The following is a 17,629-nucleotide window of genomic DNA, read 5'->3' as shown; positions in this document are numbered from 1 at the left end:
TTTATTCCCATTTTTTTTGTTCGAAACTATCCTTTTTCATAAGCTCTTCTATCTTTTTCTCTTCCCATTTCTTGGTTAGAAATATATTAGGTCCAAAAACACTAGCCCAGTGAATAAATAGACCTATTCCCCAAAAAAATATATTCGCAAAAGCCCAGAATTGCAAATTTCCATCAATATAATACTGTCTATTGGAATCTAAAATGATAATACATATGTTCACCACGATATATATGAAAAGGTGAATATAGAAACCTCTTATTCGTTTTACACGTTTTTTCGCTAATTGATAACTATTGCTATGCTCATCGTACTTTTTCATTAGTTCCAGGTTTTATTGTTTTCAACATCTTTTGCCATGATCTCTTTGATCTTTCTTTCCTCCCAAGTAGAACCATATCCAAACACAGAGAATCCATGTATGGTAAGTCCCAGTCCCCAACCAAATAATGGAAACCAGAACCATTGAAAGCCCCAATAGGTCATATAATTTATAAAGATTAAAAAAGGGATCACTACACAATAAGAAATTAGATTTCCATAGAATTCTTTGATCTCCTTTACGCGTTGTTTGGCTTTAAAATAAGCTTCGCTTTTGTTAGATTGATTTGTTTCCATAACTGAAAATTGTTTAGTTAATATTGGTAATTTTACTCTAAACACCTCAGAATTTTGCTCTACAGCAACTTCACGCTGAGTGATTAAAGAATATCTATCTGCTATATTTTGAAGTCCTACACCCTTTCGGGCACCTAAAACTTCCTTTTTTTGATAATCATTTTCTACGATCAAATAGCCCTTATCTTCAAAAATTCTAATATAAAGAGGCTTCTTCTCACTTACTACATTGTGCTTAATGGTATTTTCTAATAATAGCTGCAGTGATAGAGGTACCACTTTACCATTAGGAGTACTTAGTTCTTTAGGTATCTCATAATGTATACTATCTTCAAACCTCATCTTTAAAAGATTCATATAGAGAATGGCAAATGATAATTCTTCCTCTATGCTCACTAGTTCTTTATCCTTTTGCTCTAAAACATATCTATAAATCTTTGACAGAGATGTGGTAAATTTTTGAGCATTATCAGGACTTTCTTCTATTAAAGATGTGAGCACATTTAAGCTATTGAATAAAAAATGGGGGTCTATTTGGTTCTTTAAACTTTCAAATTTAGCAGAAGCCGTTCCTGCAATGATCTTTTGCTCTTTTACTTTATTTTCTTGGAGTGCTTTGTAAAAGTAAAATACATGAAAGAATAGAGAAATTACAACAGTTATAATTAATGAAATCAAATAAAAAGTTCCATTTTGGGATGCTAAGAATTCTGAATAGGTCTGCCCTTCAAGAACTACTTTATGGAAAGTCCTAATAAGAAATAATGCTATAAGCGTTAAGCTTATGGAACCTACAAATCCAATTACAAACCTATAACGCTGGTCATACTTCTCCCAATTGATCTTATGGTTTAAATAATTAAACAAATAATAATTAATTAGTGTTAGCGGGAGCGTATAAAGCAGGTAATATCCGAAGGAACTAATTATAGTTAGATCTAATGCTACATACTCACCAGCAAGAAATTTAAAACTTAGTTCCAAGACATTCAATAGAACGCTTATCACCAAAACCATTATTACTATTTTTAATATCTTTTTCATTCTTGAAAATTCATTTTTACTTAGCGCAATCTTCTAATGCTGTAACAGCTTGCTCCCTACCCCACTTAGGATAAAATGCTGTTTGAGTTTTAAAGGTATCAAAAAGTGTTAAAGATTTCTCAATTCTATTGCAAATTGGTTGAGTATCTGTTCCAAAATATTTTGCAGATCCCATTTCAAACTGCGCCTTAGATAAGATCACTCTTGGATTTTTAGGATCAATTTTCTCTGCCTTGTTATAAATACTCATGACTTTTGGAGCTAATTTCTGCCCATTATTCATTGGATCATCAGCAATAAGTGCTGTATATATCAGAGCTTGTACTATTAAAAGTTCTGTATTCTCCGGATCAATATTTAATTCTTTATCTAAAGCGCTTTGAGCCTTAGCTATGAGATCTTTTACCTTATTAGTGCCTAAATTCTCAAAAGCCTGAGTTGTATTTACTAAAGAGACATAGTAATTTGGAAGCCACTCGTTTTCTTCTGCCGCTGCAATTCTTTCAAAAAAATCTGAAGCTTCATTTGGTTTTCCTTGCTCCCATAATTCTAAGGCATGAGTCATTCCTTCCTCATAATTGTTTTGAGAAAAGATTAAGTTGGTAAAAAATACCGCTAGTATTAAAATAAATTTATCCATGATTATTAAGTATTGGTTTTTGATTTAACAAATATCTATGGTTTGTTCTCTTTGAGAAATTAAGATATACCCAGTTGTTTAATTATAAGGATGAACTGTAATTAAAATTAAAGCGAGTTAAAGATTTTCAAGGTTGTTCGCTTTTTTATCGTTGCTAATGGTCCAAAAGAATCCTACAAAGAAGAATCTATCTGCTGTGGGAGCCACTTCCTGCCTTCTAAAATTTCCGTTAGTATCTACAGTAGAAGCATAGTCATATCCAAAAATATTTTTGGTCCCTAACACATTAGAGACTGAGAAATAAAGAATTTTCTGAGGACTTAAAAGATAAGCCCAACTCAAACTCAAATTATTATAAGCTTTGGTTTTCACGCTCATAAAAGACGATAGGTTAGGATTGTTATATGGTCTTCCTGAACTAAATGAATTAGTAATCCCCACCTGAGATCTAAGATCGTTAATCCAATATTTGGTGACTATAGACAGGGTATGATCTGCAATAAAACCTGGCGTAGCCTTTATTGGGAAGTTCTTATATCTTCTTTTAGAATCTATGTAAGAGTATGAAATCCAATATTCCAAATTCTTTATACTAGCACCATCTCTATAAAAAATATCTAAGCCACCAGCATAGCCATTTCCTGAATTGTTCAAAAAAGTTGGCTCCGAATTCTCACCTTGTGTATATCTTATAAGATCTCTATAATCTTTATAATAGGCTTCTAATTTAAGCAAGCGATTTGCCTTATTGAATTGATAGTTAAGAATATAGTGAGAAGCATTTTCTGATGATAATTTATCATTGAATTTTAAGTAATCTGTTTTAGGAGTTTGAGAAAAATTCCCATAGGCAAAGGAAAATTGGGAAAAGGGACTAGTCTTATAAGCAAAGGAAACTCTAGGCGCTACCCTACTTTCTTTTAGTAAATTATTATAAGATGCACGAACACCTACTTTAAGAGCTAGAGATTTGCTAAATAGGAGGTCTGCTTCCGTATAAATAGCACCTATGGTTGTTTGAAATTTAGAATTATACAATACGTTTTTTGGTATTTCAATCTGCTCTTCAAAATCTGTGTTAAATAGATCTGAACCTGCAGAAATTTTTAAGTGATCTGAAAATCTATTACTAACTTTCATTTTTAGGTGAATAGCATCCTCCGTATTATTGATACTAGTGGAGTTGTAATTAAGGGAGTTGTTTCCTCTACCATAACTAATTCCTGTATTGAGTTCCCATCTATCTCCAAAATTTCCTAGGTAAGAAGTGTTGAAGTAAAAATTATTATTCTTAAGGTTTATATTTTCTGGAATTGCCAGATCGATATTCTCTCGGTTAAATTCAAATTTAGAATTATCAAAAGCTGCATAGGTTTTCCAAAGACCTCGCTTAAGAGATTGTCTGTAAATAGCCTCTCCGGAGATAGTTCTAAAGGGCTTTACCCAATCTAGATTTTGCGGCGCTATTAGCATATAAGGTGCAAGATTTATATAGGAGGTGTTAATACTTAATGAACTCTTCTTCCATTTCTGAGTATTTCCCATGCCCAATCCTACCGTCATAAGAGAGATTTCCGTTTTATCTTGCTCCACGTCATCTTCTGAATCTAATAATAATACTCCGGATAGAGCTTCTCCATATTCTGCACTATATCCGCCAGTTTGAAAAGAAATACCTTTAAATAGAAACGGTGAAAATCTTCCTCTGCTAGGAACATTTTGTACACTTGCCCCATACGGCTGAGCCACTCTTAAGCCATCAATATAGGTTTGTGTTTCATCTGCTTCTCCACCTCTTACAAACAACCTACCACTCTCTCCCGCTACCTGGGTTCCCGGTAATGTTTGTAGCGCTGCAATAATGTTTCCAGCACTTCCTGCAGTAGTAACTATATCTAATGGTTTTAATACTGAAACTTTAGAAGTACCCCCAGCTTTAAAAGATCCGGCATTTAGAATAACTGCATCTAAAGAATTAAGGTCTTCTTTTAAAGTGATCTTTAGTGAGGTCATTTTACCAACATGCGCAAAATATCTGGCTGTTTGAAATGATAAGAACGAGATCTGTAAAGATTGCTCTCCTAAAGCATTGGTGGAGAATGAAAATGAACCGTCTTCCTTAGAAGTATCTCCACTATAGGTTCCTTCAACAAAAACGTTGGCTCCAGATATAGGTTTACCTTTAGTATCTACCACTACTCCGGTAATCTGAGTTTGTGCATAAAATAACTGGAAGCTAAAAAGGAATATTATAAATAAGTGAGATCTCATAATTCGTTGATTTTATAAGATCAAAATTGATTCTATTATTAAGGTGAAACCAATATTTAATACTCAACCGTCAATTTATGCAGATGAACTGCTAATTAATCAATTTAAGATATGATCTCCTCAGAATTAGAGTTCCAATAGTAAATCAGCAATTCCCATATTATTCTTTGAACTTAAGATTAAAAAAGCCCGCTCACATATGGAACGGGCTTTTAGATATTATAATATCTCTTATTCAGTTTTGCGATATTATTATAGATTAAGGAAAAGTTTTTATTAAACCTTTCTTTGATCTGTCTCTAAATTTTTACGATTCTTCTTAAATGGTCTTATAATTAATCTTGCTGCCTTATCATAATTCACATAATTATATACCCAATTAAAGAATGTTACTATTCGATTTCTAGAACCAATAAGAAACCATAGATGAATGAACATCCATATAAACCAGGCAAAAAATCCTCCAAATTTAAATTTCCCAATATCTACCACTGCTTTATTTCTACCGATGGTTGCCATGGTACCTTTGTCAAAATAATTAAAGGGCTCTAATTTCTCTCCTCTTATTAAATGTTTTAAATTTTTAGCCAGATGCTGTCCTTCCTGAATTGCGGGTTGAGCAACCATTGGATGACCTTTTGGATAATCTGAACTTTTCATTAAAGCAATATCTCCGATAGCGAAAATATTTTCATACCCCAGAATTTGATTAAAAACATTAACCTCATATCTATTGGCCTTATCTACCAGCGCTGAGGCATTTAAGCCTTTTACCGGGGCTCCGGTAACTCCCGCAGACCAAATAAAAGTTTCTGTTTTAAGTTCTAGTCCATTATTGGTTTTTACTAAATGACCATCATAGCTTTCTACCATAGTATTTAGATGAATTTGAACTCCTAGCTCTTTTAAGAATTTTTCTGCTTTTTCTGAGGCTGTTTCACTCATAGGAGGTAACACCCTTCCTAAACCTTCTAAAAGATGGATCTGCATCTCGTTGGGATCTAGATCTGGATAATCTTTAGGTACTACATTATTCTTGAGTTCTGCAATAGCACCACTTAATTCTACACCTGTTGGTCCTGCTCCTGCTAGCACAAAATTTAAAAGAGATTTTCTCTTTTCTGGATCATCTGTTATAACTGCCTGTTCCAGATTTTCCAAGATCAAACTTCTTATGTTTAATGCTTGCGGCACTGTTTTCATCCACATAGCATTCTTCTCTATGCTTTCATTTCCGAAGAAATTTGTTTTAGAACCAGTAGCAATTACCAAATAATCATAAATTATTTCTCCAATAGATGTATGAATGGTGTGAGATTCTGGCGAAATGGATTTTACCTCTGTTAACCTGAAATAGCAATTATCACTATTTCTGATAATCTTTCTTAAAGGATATGCTATAGAATCTGGTTCTAGGCCTGCGGTAGATACTTGATATAGCAAAGGCTGAAAGGTATGATAGTTATTTCTATCTAAAAGCACTAATTGCACCTCCTCTTTCAATAACTTTTTGGCTAAAGCCATTCCTGCAAATCCTCCTCCAATAATAACAACCCTAGGTAAACTAGTTCTTGGGATATTCATATAGTTGGTTTCTTTCAAAATTAATATTTAACTAGCAGATTTGCCATGGATTAACTATATATTATAATTTTTTGTAACAATTTACTAGATTGTTGTACCTATAGATATCAGAAAATTACTGTGGACAAGGAACTTGAACATCAATTTGTATCGAACTTAGAAATGCACCAGAACATAGTGCATAAGATCTGTCGTATTTATACAAATGATCAGGCTGCACACAATGATCTCTTTCAGGAAATTACCATACAACTTTGGAAAGCCTACCCTAAATTTAGAGGAGAAGCTAAATTTAGCACCTGGATGTATAGAGTAGCGCTTAATACAGCAATTACTCTTTATAGAAAGAAGAAAAGAAGTATTCAAACGCAAGATTATGATACGGTTCATTTTAGAATTCAGGCGCAGGAATATGATCCGCAAGAAGAACAGCAATTAAAATTAATGTATAACGCTGTAAAGGAACTTAATGATATAGATAAGGCACTGGTTTTTTTATATCTGGAAGATAAAAACTATAAAGAAATCTCAGACACATTAGGAATTAGTGAAGTGAATGCACGAGTGAAAATGAATAGAGTGAAAACTAAACTAAAGAAAATATTAAATCCGTAGAACAATGGATGAATTAGAATTTTTAAAAAAAGACTGGAAAAAGCAGGATGGGAATTATCCCAAACTCAGCTATGACCAGCTCTATAAAATGATATGGAAAAAATCTTCTTCTATTGTAAGATGGATCTTTATTATTAGCGTTTTAGAATTTGTATTTTGGGGTATATTGAATTTCTGCCTTGCAGATCAAGACTTCTGGAAAGAGATGGACAAGATCCATTTAAAATGGTTTACCATTGGATTGTATCTAATTGGTTACGTAATAACTTTTTATTTTATATTTAAATTCTATAAAAATTATAAAAAAATAACAGCTACAGATAGTGCAGCTATCTTAATGGAGAATATCATCAACACTCGTAAAACGGTAAAATACTATATAGGTTACATTCTTATATCAACCGGGTTTACATTCTTAGTTTATACATACTTTACATTAAAATATCATACCGCCAATCTGGAGATCAAAAATCCGTCCCTATACGATTTTGACACTTCGCAATGGCTTTTATTAATTGTTGGTTTTGTAGTTTTTATGCTTGTATTCTTAGGGCTCATCTGGTTGTTTTACAAACTGCTTTATGGGATCTTATTAAACAGACTTCAAAAAAATTATAAGGAACTTAAAAGACTTGAAATAGAAAATTAGGGATTCTATTATGCACATACATCACTTGGAGTTATCTGAGGATAGAGATTTAGAACTATATGTTTCAATCTCTAATCTGAAGATGTTGATCGCCGAAATCAAATCGAAGAACATACCGGAAGAGGTTTGTTATAAAATAAATTATCAAATAGATAAGGTGAATTCCTGTGCTATAGATAATTCAATAAAGATTCAAAATTTATTGGATATGACATATCATAGCATTCTTCATATTATTAAGACAGATCTTGGTATTATACCCAAAAACTACTATCGAGATCTTTATACTACTTTAGGTATGACTATCTTCGGATTACCGCTTGGGCTGCTTCTTACTGCTACCTTAGATAATAGTATTAACCTGGTTTTCGGAGTAGTTTTCGGACTCATCTTTGGAGTTATCCTTGGAACTAGAAAAGATAAAATTGCTCAACAGGAAAATAAAGTGATCCAAAAATTTATATGATAGTAATAGGATTAAAAATTAATACTGTTCCCAGCTTCTTTGCTCATTAAGTTTCTCTATAGCATCTAATTCTTCTGTTGGAATAACCTTTAAAAAGGAGGTGTGTTGCTCTATAGCATACTCTAGTTTTTTTACAATCTCTTCCACAGATTCATTATCATAATCTATATCTAAGGGTTCTTTGATCTGAAAAGATTGTAGAATTCCTCGCTTTTTGATTCTTAAACCTTTTTTATCAAATGATCTTCTAAATCCATCTATCACTACCGGAATTACGATAGGTTTATATTGCTTTATTATATGTGCCGTTCCTTTTCTAATGGGTTTAAAGGGTTTGGTTGTACCTTGAGGAAAAGTAATTACCCATCCATCTTCTAAAGCTATACCTATACTTTGGGTATCATTAAGATTTACTTCTCGCTGTACTTGCTGCCCCTTAGCTCTCCAGGTTCTTTCTACAGAAATAGCACCAGCATAGGCCATAATTCTAGTAAGAAGTCCGGCTTGCATCGTTTCTTTAGCCGCAACATAATATACATTTAATTTAGGCTGCCAGATATAGCCAACGTTTTTAATAGAATCTACCCTGCCACTTAGACTGGCATTGAATACATGAAACATTGCTACCACATCTGCGAAATAGGTTTGATGATTGGAAACGAAAAGAACATTATTATGAGGTAAATTTTTAATGATCTCAGATCCTTCTATCTTAAGTTCATTAAACCCACGGTATCTTCTATGGGTTAGTAAGCCAAAAATTCTAATTAGCCACTTCTTTATTAATAAAATATGTCCAAATGGATTTCTTTTAAATAGTCCCATTAATTACTTCAACTATTAAACTGTTAATTTCTGTTAAAATCGGCAAATATAATAAATAGATCTAAAGTGATTTTATGAGGAGCTCTTTAAGTTCACTAAGCATCATTGCGGTAGCGCCCCAAACAATATGACCATTAAGAGAGAAAGCAGGAACATCAATATCTTTCGCGTAAGAAGTGCTTAATTTTTTAGAGATTAGATTTCTCTCATCTAGAAACTCATCTATATCTATCTCTAAGATCTTTTCTACTTCAGATTCTTGTTTAATTAATTTTGGAGTTGCATTTAATAAACCTACATAAGGATGTACCCAAAAATTACTTGGAGGAATATATAATTTAGTAAGTTTTTTAACTACGGTGACTTCATCTCTTGGAATGCCCACCTCTTCTTCTGTTTCTCGTAGGGCGGTAGATTTCATATTCTTGTCAAACACCTCTGCTCTTCCTCCCGGAAAACCTACCTGATTGGAGTGAACACCTCTATAAGTCTTTCTTAGTATTAATACTAAATTGGTAACTTGGCGATCATTAGGATAGAAAATAGCCATAACTCCAGCTTTATTAGGCTTTTTGGAAGCTATATCTAAGGCCTTTAATTCTGAAACACGCATAGCCGGTGCCAATTTAATTTGCGCTGATTCTCCCGGAAGTTCTAAATTCTTTAAATTTGAGATCTTATATTTAAATTCATCAAAATTCATGATCAGACAACTATCTATTATATTTTGCGTTTTCTGCCTTTTATTGGCAAGTTGTGAAGATACGCAAAAAACAAAGAAAATTAATACACAAGACCCTGTAAGCACTTCTGTAACCAAGAAAGAACCTGTAAAAGAGGTAGCAAAAAATAAAGATATTGATAGTATTGATATTTTAACCAAACGAGATAAGCCCATGCTCGTTCAGGAAGAGTTGATACCTTTTCTAACAGATTATGGTAAAAAGAACCCGGAAACCAAGGTGCGGATCATTACTAGATTTGGAAATATTGATGTGGAGCTATTTAAAGATACTCCATTACATAGAGCCAATTTTATCTTCTTGGCAAAACATGGATATTTTGATGATACCTTTTTTCATAGAGTCGCAAAAGGATTTGTTATACAAGGTGGTAATTCAGATAATCCTGAAACAGCTCTAAAAAGAAATAATATAGGGTCCTATCTTATTCCAAGTGAGACCAGTGCTAGACATACGCATAACAGAGGTTCATTTTCTGCTGCCAAATATGCAGAGCAAAACGTTAGTGATGCCTCTTCTCCCGTAGAGTTTTTTATAGTTCAAGATCATAGAGGTGCTCATCATTTAGATAATGAGCACACTGTGTATGGAAAAGTGGTTAAAGGTATGGACGTGGTAGATGAAATAAACAATCAAGAAGTTGGACAGGGAGAATGGCCTCTTATTAATATTACCATCAAGGTTGAAGTGTTAGATTGATCTTTTACTTCTGGGTAAAATAATTGTAATCTTTAATAATTTTCTCTACAAAGTCTATTGGCTTTTCCTCTGGCGTGACTTCTAAAAGATCTGCTATTTTTTGTGAGAGAGTTACTATTATATGATGATTTCCATTAAATTGAGCTTTCCTAAACATAGCCTTGATATCTTGAATATCTTTATCTTTTAAGATGGTTACTTGTGGATATCTTGGTTTGTAGTCTTCAGAAATATCTGTAATTAAGGTATCTGCTATAGTAATATCTTTTTTCTCACTAATAACGGTGGTTTTCGCAGCCATATCTCCTAATCTTTGTCCTTTTCCAGACATCAATATACTTACCACTGCAATACTCCCACTTCCTAAAGAAATATCTATAGTACGTAATAACCATCTAATGAGATATTGACTAAATCTGGGTCTGGAACCATCTAGCTGAACAACCCTGATCTTCATTATAGATTTTCCCGGAGTCTGACCGTTATAAAAAGTCTCCCATAAAAGAAAGTATAGAAATACCGGCAGCCCTATCACCATATAGATCATATAGGTCTCTCCTCTATCTCCCAATAAACTAGACATGGAAATGGTAGAAATAATACCATACACCACTAAAATAAACAGATCTATCAAGAAGGCAAGCACCCTATCTCCTATACCTGCAATTTTTTGTTGAATACCAATATTTTGGGCTGTTTCTATTTGAAAATTATCCATTAAATACGTTTCTTTGAGAGAAATAATAACCATCTATGCGTGAGGCTGCTTTCGTGAAGCAAAATAAGAATAAATGGCTGAAATTTGAAAATGAGCTTCAGAATTATAAAACAATAGCTCCTGAAATTATTTCTGCTCTATATCTTGAAATTACAGACGATCTTAGCTACGCTAAAACCTTCTATTCTGGAAGTAACACAGTTGCATATCTTAATCAAATTGCATCTTCTGCACACCAAAAGATATATAGCAATAAGAAAGAATCTGGAAATGCATTTTATAATTTTTACGTAAAAGATTTCCCGCTATTTTTTTATAAACATCAACGTCAATTACTGTTAAGCTTTCTAATATTTAGCACTTTTGTGATAGTAGGAATATTTTCTGCAGCCAGTGATGGAACATTTATAAGAGCTATCCTTGGCGATGGATATGTGAATATGACCCTGGAGAACATTTCAAATAATGATCCTATGGCGGTTTACAAAAAAATGGGGCAGATAGATATGTTCTTGGGAATTACTATTAATAATATAAAAGTCTCTCTAATGGCTTATACTTTAGGTATTATTGGCGGACTTGGAACGGCCTTAGTGCTTATGCAAAATGCCATTATGTTAGGATCCTTTCAATATTTTTTCTATCAAAACGGGTTGCTTTGGGAGTCTGCAAGAACAATTTGGCTTCATGGTACCATAGAGATATCGGTTATCATTGTAGCGGGATGTGCAGGATTAGTTTTAGGAAAAGCGATACTTTTTCCTGGCACTTATACTAGATTAACATCATTTATTGCTGGTATAAAGAATGGACTTAAGATAGTTATGAGTACTATACCATTCTTTATCATTGCAGGATTTCTTGAGGGTTTTGTAACTAGAATTACAGAGATGCCAGATTGGCTAGCAATTTTAATAATTACTATTTCACTATTAACCATATTATTCTATTACGTCTATTATCCAATCTATTTATATAAAAAACAGCAATCTAATGCAGCAGAAAAATTACATTGAATTTAAGGAGGAGCGAGATCTTGGAGCTATCCTAAGCGATACCTTTTCGTTTTTTAGACAAAATTTTAAACCCTTATTTAAGATCATTTTTAAGATTGCCGGACCTGCATTTTTATTGCTGGTTGCTGCTCTTACTTATTATTCTTATATGGTTTCTGGAGGTAACAGTCCTGCAACACTAATGCAAAGCAGAACAGCGGAGTTCTCAATAGCATTTTTGGTATTTGCCCTAGCCTTATTAATTTTTTATTCTTCTTTATACGCTACCGTATTAAATTATATAAAATCTTATATCATTAATAATGGTATGGTAGTAGAAGAGGAAATTAAACAAGGACATCGCAATTACTTCGCAAAGTTCTTTCTCTTCTTTATAGTTTCCGCAATTTTGGTAATTGCTGGATTATTTTTACTGGTATTACCGGGAATCTATCTTATGGTACCCCTTAGTATTGGTACTGCAGTAATGATCTTTAATGAAGAAAGTCTTACAGAAACTATTTCCTCCTGTCTACACTACATTAAAGATAATTGGTGGTATACCTTCTTTACGCTAATAGTTTTTGGAATTTTGATCTACATAATAGGTTATATTTTTCAGTTACCTGCTGTGATTTACACCGTTATGGGAATCTTCACTAAATCTGGAGAAGTATCTGCGGCAACTGCAGAGGCAGATTGGGTTTTTGTAATTCTTAATGTTTTTGGGTCTATTGTAAATTATCTCCTTGCTACCGTTTCTGTAATTTGTATATCCTTTATTTATTTTAGTTTGAATGAAAAGAAAAATTTCACAGGAACTTATGAGAACATAGATAACTTAGGGAACTAACAATGAAATTTAGTGTAATCGTATTATTCTTCTCCTTACTCTTAAGCTTTCCATCAAAAGCTCAGGTTAGTATCAATAATGATACAATTACGCAGATTTCCAACAGCGATACACTAATTTCTACAGTACCCTTTAATTCAAATAAAATTGAAGAATTTAAGAATTCTAAAGATTTTGCATATTTAAATAATGCAGAAAGCGATGGGTGGTGGGCTAGATTTAAAAATTGGCTAAGATTAAAATATAATCAATTTGTAACTTGGTTCTTTGAACAATTTGGTACCAGTACCGCCGTTTCTTTGCTTTTAAAGATCTTACCTTACTTCTTACTTGGTATTTTAGTTCTTTTAATAGGATGGCTTTTTAGTAAGTTGAGCGCCTCAACTTCCATGCTACATAAAAATAAAGACACCGCTTTTTATATTAATGCTGAGGAAGAGATCATAAGGTCTAAAAATATAGATGAACTTATTTCGTCTGCCATTCAAGCTCAAGATTATAGACTTGCTATCCGGTATTACTATTTACAGCTTCTTAAGATTTTTAATTCTGAAGGAACTATAAACTACGAATTCCAGAAAACCAATGATGATTATTTAGCCGAAATTAAGAATCTAGAGCTAAAAGCATCCTTTAAAAATATTATAAGGCTTTATGATTTTATCTGGTATGGGAATTTTAATATTGGTGAAAAAGAATTTCAGAGAGCTCAGGAATCATTTAAAGGGATTAAAAATGATCTAAATTCCTTAAAAGATGAGTAAAAGCTTTAAGCTCATTTTCGGAGCATTTCTACTTCTTTTAGTTATACTTACTTATTTGGAAGCTACTACAAGTAGACCTATTAATTGGAATGCTAGTTATTTGGAATCAGATAAAATAGCTTTAGGAAGTTATGTACTCTATGAGACTTGGACAGATGCAGGGACGCATGAGATTCAAAAAGTAAGACAGTCACCATTTGAGTTTTTATCTGAAGAAGACCCGAAAGGCACTTATTTTTTCCTGAATGATAATATTTTTATCGATCAGGCAGAATTAGATAAACTTCTAACATGGGTTTCTAAGGGAAATAATTTATACCTATCTGCTAATAATATTTCAAAAAATCTTTTAGACACTCTCGATATTGAGCCTTTTACTGTTAATCCGGGTGAAAATTTTAAACAACAACCCTATCTTAATTTAACCAAAAAGTCTTTTTGGAGGAAGCGTCCTTATCATTTAGATCAAGAACGAAGAATTATTAGACTGGAAAAATCTGATAGCTTGCATCAGGAAACTTTAGGAGTGGTAAATGCAAGTTCATTCGATGAGAAAAATAGGGCTTATTCAAATTTCATAAGCTCTAAATTTGGAAATGGACAAATCTACCTACATACTATGCCCGAAGTTTTTAGCAACTATTTTCTGCTTTCAGATACTAATTACAGATATGCTGAAAATGCTTTAGCGTATATCCCTGCTAAAACTAAAGTTTATTGGGATGATCATTATAAATCAGGGAAAGTTTATCATACTTCTCCCCTATATATATTATTGAATAACAAAGCACTTAAATGGGCATATTACTTCGTACTTATTGCTGCCGGATTATTTATAATTTTTGAAGGGAAGAGAAAGCAACGAGCTATTCCAGTAGTAACTCCTCTAAAAAATAAAAGTTATGAATATTCTCAAACCATTTCAGAACTTTACTTGGAGCAAAAGCAATTTAAAAGTTTAGCACTTAAAGATATTCAACATTTATATGAATATCTTAGAACTCATTATAGACTAGATACCAATAACTTAAATGAAGAATTCTTTGTAGATCTTTCCGCTAAGCTAGATCTAAGCAAAGAAGATATTAGATCTAAATTTAAAAAGATCACAGAGCTTTCTAAAAAAGAAGAGCTCTCTAAAATTGAATTAGAAGAAATCCATCGCACAATCCAGACATTAAAATATGCCAGTAATGAATAACGAATCTTTAGAAAATCAAGAATTGAATTTTAATAATAGAATACCGCTGGATGAATTACAGCAAGCTATATCAACATTAAAGTTACAACTTAACAAGGTGATCATAGGGCAAGATAATTTTATTGAGCTCTTAATAACCGCATTATTAGCTAACGGCCATGTATTAATAGAAGGAGTACCAGGAGTAGCAAAAACTATTACAGCAAAACTTTTTGCAAAAACGCTTCAAACTGAGTTCAGCAGAATTCAATTTACTCCAGATCTAATGCCAAGTGATGTTCTGGGAACTTCCATATTAAGTCCAAAAACATCAGAATTCGAATTTAAACCAGGACCTATTTTTTCTAATGTCGTATTAATAGATGAGATTAATAGAGCTCCTGCAAAGACACAGGCAGCCTTGTTCGAGGTGATGGAAGAAAGGCAGATCACTATAGATGGGAATAAATATAAGATGCAACCTCCGTTTATGGTTTTAGCAACCCAGAACCCTATAGAGCAGGAAGGTACTTATGCGTTACCAGAAGCTCAGTTAGACAGATTCCTTTTCAAAATAAAAGTAGATTATCCAAATCAAGAAGAGGAGATTGAGATATTAAAATCTCACCATAATAGAAAAGGTACACCTCCTGAGGTGCAAATTGAGGCTGTTCTTTCTCCTACCTCCTTAAAACATCTTCAGGAGCAGATACAAGAAATAATTATAGAAGATAAACTTTTCAATTACATTGCACAGCTAGTAATTAAGACAAGAAATCACCCTCATCTATACTTAGGTGCTTCGCCACGAGCTTCTATAGCAGTTATGAATGCTTCAAAAGCTATGGCAGCAATACATGGGAGAGATTTTGTAATCCCAGAAGATATAAAAAAAGTTCTGTCTCCTGTTCTTGCCCATAGAATAATTCTTTCTCCAGAAAGAGAAATGGAAGGAGTAACTCCAGAAAATGTAATTGAAATGATTACTAATTCAATTGAAATCCCTAGGTAAGTGAAATTCTTAAAGGCAATCTATTTTCATCAGAGATTTTTCTGGGCACTTTTTATACTGGCCGTATTATTTTTGTTCTCTTATTGGATAATAGAATTGTATGCAATCACATGGGTGATAGCAATGGTGCTTTGTGCTGTTGTATGTTTAGATGGACTTTTATTGTTTTCTAAGAACGGTATGCGATCTGAGCGGATATTACCCGATAAGTTCTCTAATTCTGATAGCAATGCCGTTATAATTAAAATTTGGAGCATTTATACATTTAAGATCTATATTGAAGTAATAGATGAACTTCCAGTTCAATTCCAAAAACGTGATTTTCTGCAGGCTTTAGAAATGAAAGCTGGTTCTAAAAATAGTTTTGAATATACCATCAAACCTTATGAAAGAGGTGAATATTTTTTCGGGAATCTCAACATATTCATATCCACTAAATTAAAATTGCTAAAAAAAAGGCAGGTTTTTGATCATGGGCAAGCGGTAAAGGTTTATCCATCTTTTATTCAAATGAAAGCATACGACTTTCTAGCTATAGATAAGCGTTTAAGACAACCAGGATTAAAGAAGATAAGAAGAATCGGGCATACCCAAGAGTTTGAGCAGATCAAAGATTATATACTTGGGGATGATATAAGAAATATTAATTGGAAGGCCACAGCAAAACGAGGCTCCTTGATGGTCAATCAATATCAAGAAGAAAAAGCCCAACCTATATATTCTATAATAGACACAGGCCGTGTGATGAAGATGCCATTTGAAAATCTTAGCTTATTGGATTATGCTATTAATAGCACCTTAGCTTTCTCTAACGTAGCCCTACAAAAAAAAGATAAAGTAGGCATGATGTCTTTTTCCAATACCTCCGGTAAGATAGTAACTGCCAATTCTAAAAAAACAAACCTGCTTTCTATACTAGAGACTTTATACAATATCAAAACAGAATTTCTAGATTCAGATTTTGGATTGCTATACGCTACTATTAATAAACAAATAAAACATCGTAGTATGATCATGCTTTATAGCAATTTTGAACATACTAATGCCATTAAAAGAGAGCTTCCCTATTTAAAAGCTATAGCGAAAAAACATGTCCTCGTTGTGATCTTCTTCGAGAATACAGAGATTAACAGTGTAATAGGTAAAGATGCTAGCAAGATTCAGGATATTGCTCATAAGATCATCGCTCAAGAATTCGCCTCAGAAAAAAGATTAATGCAAAAGCTTTTACTACAAAATGGAATCCAAACAGTTCTTACCAAGCCTAAAGATCTTACTCTAAATACTATTAATAAATATTTAGAGATCAAAGCACGTGGAATTCTGTAATTTTGATTGTTAAGCAGACTAGATTAAACATTATTAACTAATTATTACAGTTGATCCATCAATTTGTACAGTTGAGGATCTTTATTTAATTAGATAGTATAATTGGTTATATATTTATCTTAACAATTTAAAAATCAACAAATATGAAAAAATTAACCGTATTAATCGCATTACTACTTACCATGAGTTTTTACGCTCAAACTGAAGAAAGTTCTAAGATTTCAGTTAAAATTGAGAACATAAAAACTAACGATGGATCTGTTCTATTTGGTCTCTACACACAATCTACATTTATGAAGGCCAAACCAGAATTTATGGCTAAAAGTGAAGTTGTTGATGGCGTAGCCCAAATAACATTTGAAAATGTACCAAAAGGAACGTATGCTATCTCCTGTTTCCATGATATGAATGGCAATGATCAAATGGATTTTGAGCCAAGTGGAATGCCTAAAGAAAGATACGGCATTTCCAATAATGCTGTAAATATGTATGGTCCTCCAGAATGGGAAGAAGCAAAATTTGAGGTAGCAAATAAAGATATAGATATGAACATTAAATTGAATTAGTCACTATAGACAAATCATTAAATAATAATTTGTAGTATAGAATTAATCAATACCTTTG

General features: G+C 32.8%; 19 protein-coding genes. 11 read left to right on the top strand and 8 right to left on the bottom strand.

The window, feature by feature from the left end; genetic code table 11:
• Window position 1: 1 nt before the first annotated feature.
• The 5 genes from P163_RS12750 to P163_RS12730 form a co-directional block, all read right to left on the bottom strand.
• The gene (locus P163_RS12750; protein ID WP_034891867.1) at window positions 2–322 is read right to left on the bottom strand and encodes a 2TM domain-containing protein; all 321 of its coding nucleotides are present in this window, start codon (window positions 320–322) and stop codon (window positions 2–4) included.
• Entirely contained in the window at window positions 322–1,662 is a 1,341-nt protein-coding gene (locus tag P163_RS12745) for a 2TM domain-containing protein (RefSeq protein WP_034891862.1), read from the bottom strand. Before P163_RS12745 ends, P163_RS12750 begins: the two co-directional genes overlap by 1 nt.
• Before the next feature lie 16 nt (window positions 1,663–1,678).
• A complete protein-coding gene (locus P163_RS12740) occupies window positions 1,679–2,302 on the bottom strand; it encodes a hypothetical protein (protein WP_034891859.1) in 624 nt (207 codons plus the stop codon).
• Window positions 2,303–2,419: 117 nt separating this feature from the next.
• Window positions 2,420–4,573, bottom strand: a complete 2,154-nt coding sequence (locus tag P163_RS12735) for a TonB-dependent receptor (RefSeq protein WP_034891856.1) — start codon at window positions 4,571–4,573, stop codon at window positions 2,420–2,422.
• A gap of 276 nt (window positions 4,574–4,849) precedes the next feature.
• Entirely contained in the window at window positions 4,850–6,157 is a 1,308-nt protein-coding gene (locus P163_RS12730) for an NAD(P)/FAD-dependent oxidoreductase (RefSeq protein WP_034891853.1), read from the bottom strand.
• A 120-nt stretch (window positions 6,158–6,277) separates the two neighbouring features.
• Here P163_RS12730 and P163_RS12725 point away from each other — a divergent pair, with 120 nt between their 5' ends.
• Genes P163_RS12725 through P163_RS12715 form a run of 3 tightly spaced genes read left to right on the top strand, consistent with a single transcriptional unit; the run spans window position 6,278 to window position 7,887 of the window.
• A complete protein-coding gene (locus P163_RS12725) occupies window positions 6,278–6,772 on the top strand; it encodes an RNA polymerase sigma factor (RefSeq protein ID WP_034891850.1) in 495 nt (164 codons plus the stop codon).
• Window positions 6,773–6,776: 4 nt separating this feature from the next.
• Window positions 6,777–7,421 carry a hypothetical protein gene (locus P163_RS12720; protein WP_034891846.1) on the top strand — a complete coding sequence of 215 codons (645 nt, stop codon included), beginning with the start codon at window positions 6,777–6,779 and terminating at the stop codon, window positions 7,419–7,421.
• Window positions 7,422–7,431: 10 nt separating this feature from the next.
• Window positions 7,432–7,887 (top strand): hypothetical protein, encoded by a 456-nt coding sequence (locus P163_RS12715; RefSeq protein ID WP_034891843.1) that lies wholly within the window; start codon window positions 7,432–7,434, stop codon window positions 7,885–7,887.
• Between the two features lie 18 nt (window positions 7,888–7,905).
• On the opposite strand, the gene P163_RS12710 is transcribed toward P163_RS12715, so the two are convergent.
• Both P163_RS12710 and P163_RS12705 read right to left on the bottom strand, forming a co-directional pair.
• Window positions 7,906–8,712 carry a lysophospholipid acyltransferase family protein gene (locus P163_RS12710; protein ID WP_034891840.1) on the bottom strand — a complete coding sequence of 269 codons (807 nt, stop codon included), beginning with the start codon at window positions 8,710–8,712 and terminating at the stop codon, window positions 7,906–7,908.
• 61 nt (window positions 8,713–8,773) lie between these two features.
• The gene (locus P163_RS12705; protein WP_034891837.1) at window positions 8,774–9,415 is read right to left on the bottom strand and encodes an NUDIX hydrolase; all 642 of its coding nucleotides are present in this window, start codon (window positions 9,413–9,415) and stop codon (window positions 8,774–8,776) included.
• Here P163_RS12705 and P163_RS12700 point away from each other — a divergent pair.
• Window positions 9,414–10,154, top strand: coding sequence for a peptidylprolyl isomerase (locus tag P163_RS12700; RefSeq protein WP_034891834.1), 741 nt, complete (start codon window positions 9,414–9,416; stop codon window positions 10,152–10,154). The genes P163_RS12705 and P163_RS12700 overlap by 2 nt on opposite strands.
• Before the next feature lie 4 nt (window positions 10,155–10,158).
• On the opposite strand, the gene P163_RS12695 is transcribed toward P163_RS12700, so the two are convergent.
• Window positions 10,159–10,872 (bottom strand): RDD family protein, encoded by a 714-nt coding sequence (locus P163_RS12695; protein ID WP_034894349.1) that lies wholly within the window; start codon window positions 10,870–10,872, stop codon window positions 10,159–10,161.
• Between the two features lie 35 nt (window positions 10,873–10,907).
• On the opposite strand from P163_RS12695, the gene P163_RS12690 reads away from it, so the two are divergent.
• The 7 genes from P163_RS12690 (at window position 10,908) to P163_RS12660 (ending at window position 17,571) form a co-directional block, all read left to right on the top strand.
• Window positions 10,908–11,888, top strand: coding sequence for a stage II sporulation protein M (locus P163_RS12690; protein WP_034891831.1), 981 nt, complete (start codon window positions 10,908–10,910; stop codon window positions 11,886–11,888).
• Entirely contained in the window at window positions 11,866–12,720 is an 855-nt protein-coding gene (locus tag P163_RS12685; protein WP_034891828.1) for a hypothetical protein, read from the top strand. Before P163_RS12690 ends, P163_RS12685 begins: the two co-directional genes overlap by 23 nt.
• 2 nt (window positions 12,721–12,722) lie before the next feature.
• Window positions 12,723–13,484 (top strand): hypothetical protein, encoded by a 762-nt coding sequence (locus tag P163_RS12680; RefSeq protein WP_034891825.1) that lies wholly within the window; start codon window positions 12,723–12,725, stop codon window positions 13,482–13,484.
• Window positions 13,477–14,685: a DUF4350 domain-containing protein gene (locus P163_RS12675; RefSeq protein ID WP_034891822.1), complete on the top strand. Its 1,209-nt coding sequence runs from the start codon at window positions 13,477–13,479 to the stop codon at window positions 14,683–14,685. Before P163_RS12680 ends, P163_RS12675 begins: the two co-directional genes overlap by 8 nt.
• Window positions 14,678–15,676 carry an AAA family ATPase gene (locus P163_RS12670; RefSeq protein ID WP_034891818.1) on the top strand — a complete coding sequence of 333 codons (999 nt, stop codon included), beginning with the start codon at window positions 14,678–14,680 and terminating at the stop codon, window positions 15,674–15,676. The genes P163_RS12675 and P163_RS12670 overlap by 8 nt, the downstream gene beginning before the upstream one ends.
• Window positions 15,677–17,005 (top strand): DUF58 domain-containing protein, encoded by a 1,329-nt coding sequence (locus P163_RS12665; protein ID WP_034891814.1) that lies wholly within the window; start codon window positions 15,677–15,679, stop codon window positions 17,003–17,005.
• Between the two features lie 143 nt (window positions 17,006–17,148).
• Window positions 17,149–17,571 carry a DUF2141 domain-containing protein gene (locus tag P163_RS12660; RefSeq protein ID WP_034891811.1) on the top strand — a complete coding sequence of 141 codons (423 nt, stop codon included), beginning with the start codon at window positions 17,149–17,151 and terminating at the stop codon, window positions 17,569–17,571.
• Window positions 17,572–17,629 lie beyond the last annotated feature (58 nt).

Origin of the sequence: Gillisia sp. Hel_I_29, assembly GCF_000744275.1 — a bacterium.
Taxonomy (GTDB): domain Bacteria; phylum Bacteroidota; class Bacteroidia; order Flavobacteriales; family Flavobacteriaceae; genus Gillisia.
Note: the sequence above shows the minus strand (reverse complement) of the source record. Positions and strands in the feature narration are given on the sequence as shown.

What these genes read in the sequence shown, in the direction of transcription:
- P163_RS12690 (WP_034891831.1), top strand. Translation starts at nt 10,908, where the DNA reads ATGCGTGAGGCTGCTTTCGTGAAGCAAAATAAGAATAAATGGCTGAAA.
- P163_RS12710 (WP_034891840.1), bottom strand. Translation starts at nt 8,712, where the DNA reads ATGGGACTATTTAAAAGAAATCCATTTGGACATATTTTATTAATAAAG.
- P163_RS12720 (WP_034891846.1), top strand. Translation starts at nt 6,777, where the DNA reads ATGGATGAATTAGAATTTTTAAAAAAAGACTGGAAAAAGCAGGATGGG.
- P163_RS12680 (WP_034891825.1), top strand. Translation starts at nt 12,723, where the DNA reads ATGAAATTTAGTGTAATCGTATTATTCTTCTCCTTACTCTTAAGCTTT.
- P163_RS12715 (WP_034891843.1), top strand. Translation starts at nt 7,432, where the DNA reads ATGCACATACATCACTTGGAGTTATCTGAGGATAGAGATTTAGAACTA.
- P163_RS12705 (WP_034891837.1), bottom strand. Translation starts at nt 9,415, where the DNA reads ATGAATTTTGATGAATTTAAATATAAGATCTCAAATTTAAAGAATTTA.
- P163_RS12735 (WP_034891856.1), bottom strand. Translation starts at nt 4,573, where the DNA reads ATGAGATCTCACTTATTTATAATATTCCTTTTTAGCTTCCAGTTATTT.
- P163_RS12695 (WP_034894349.1), bottom strand. Translation starts at nt 10,872, where the DNA reads ATGGATAATTTTCAAATAGAAACAGCCCAAAATATTGGTATTCAACAA.
- P163_RS12745 (WP_034891862.1), bottom strand. Translation starts at nt 1,662, where the DNA reads ATGAAAAAGATATTAAAAATAGTAATAATGGTTTTGGTGATAAGCGTT.
- P163_RS12670 (WP_034891818.1), top strand. Translation starts at nt 14,678, where the DNA reads ATGAATAACGAATCTTTAGAAAATCAAGAATTGAATTTTAATAATAGA.
- P163_RS12750 (WP_034891867.1), bottom strand. Translation starts at nt 322, where the DNA reads ATGAAAAAGTACGATGAGCATAGCAATAGTTATCAATTAGCGAAAAAA.
- P163_RS12730 (WP_034891853.1), bottom strand. Translation starts at nt 6,157, where the DNA reads ATGAATATCCCAAGAACTAGTTTACCTAGGGTTGTTATTATTGGAGGA.
- P163_RS12700 (WP_034891834.1), top strand. Translation starts at nt 9,414, where the DNA reads ATGATCAGACAACTATCTATTATATTTTGCGTTTTCTGCCTTTTATTG.
- P163_RS12675 (WP_034891822.1), top strand. Translation starts at nt 13,477, where the DNA reads ATGAGTAAAAGCTTTAAGCTCATTTTCGGAGCATTTCTACTTCTTTTA.
- P163_RS12660 (WP_034891811.1), top strand. Translation starts at nt 17,149, where the DNA reads ATGAAAAAATTAACCGTATTAATCGCATTACTACTTACCATGAGTTTT.
- P163_RS12740 (WP_034891859.1), bottom strand. Translation starts at nt 2,302, where the DNA reads ATGGATAAATTTATTTTAATACTAGCGGTATTTTTTACCAACTTAATC.
- P163_RS12685 (WP_034891828.1), top strand. Translation starts at nt 11,866, where the DNA reads ATGCAGCAGAAAAATTACATTGAATTTAAGGAGGAGCGAGATCTTGGA.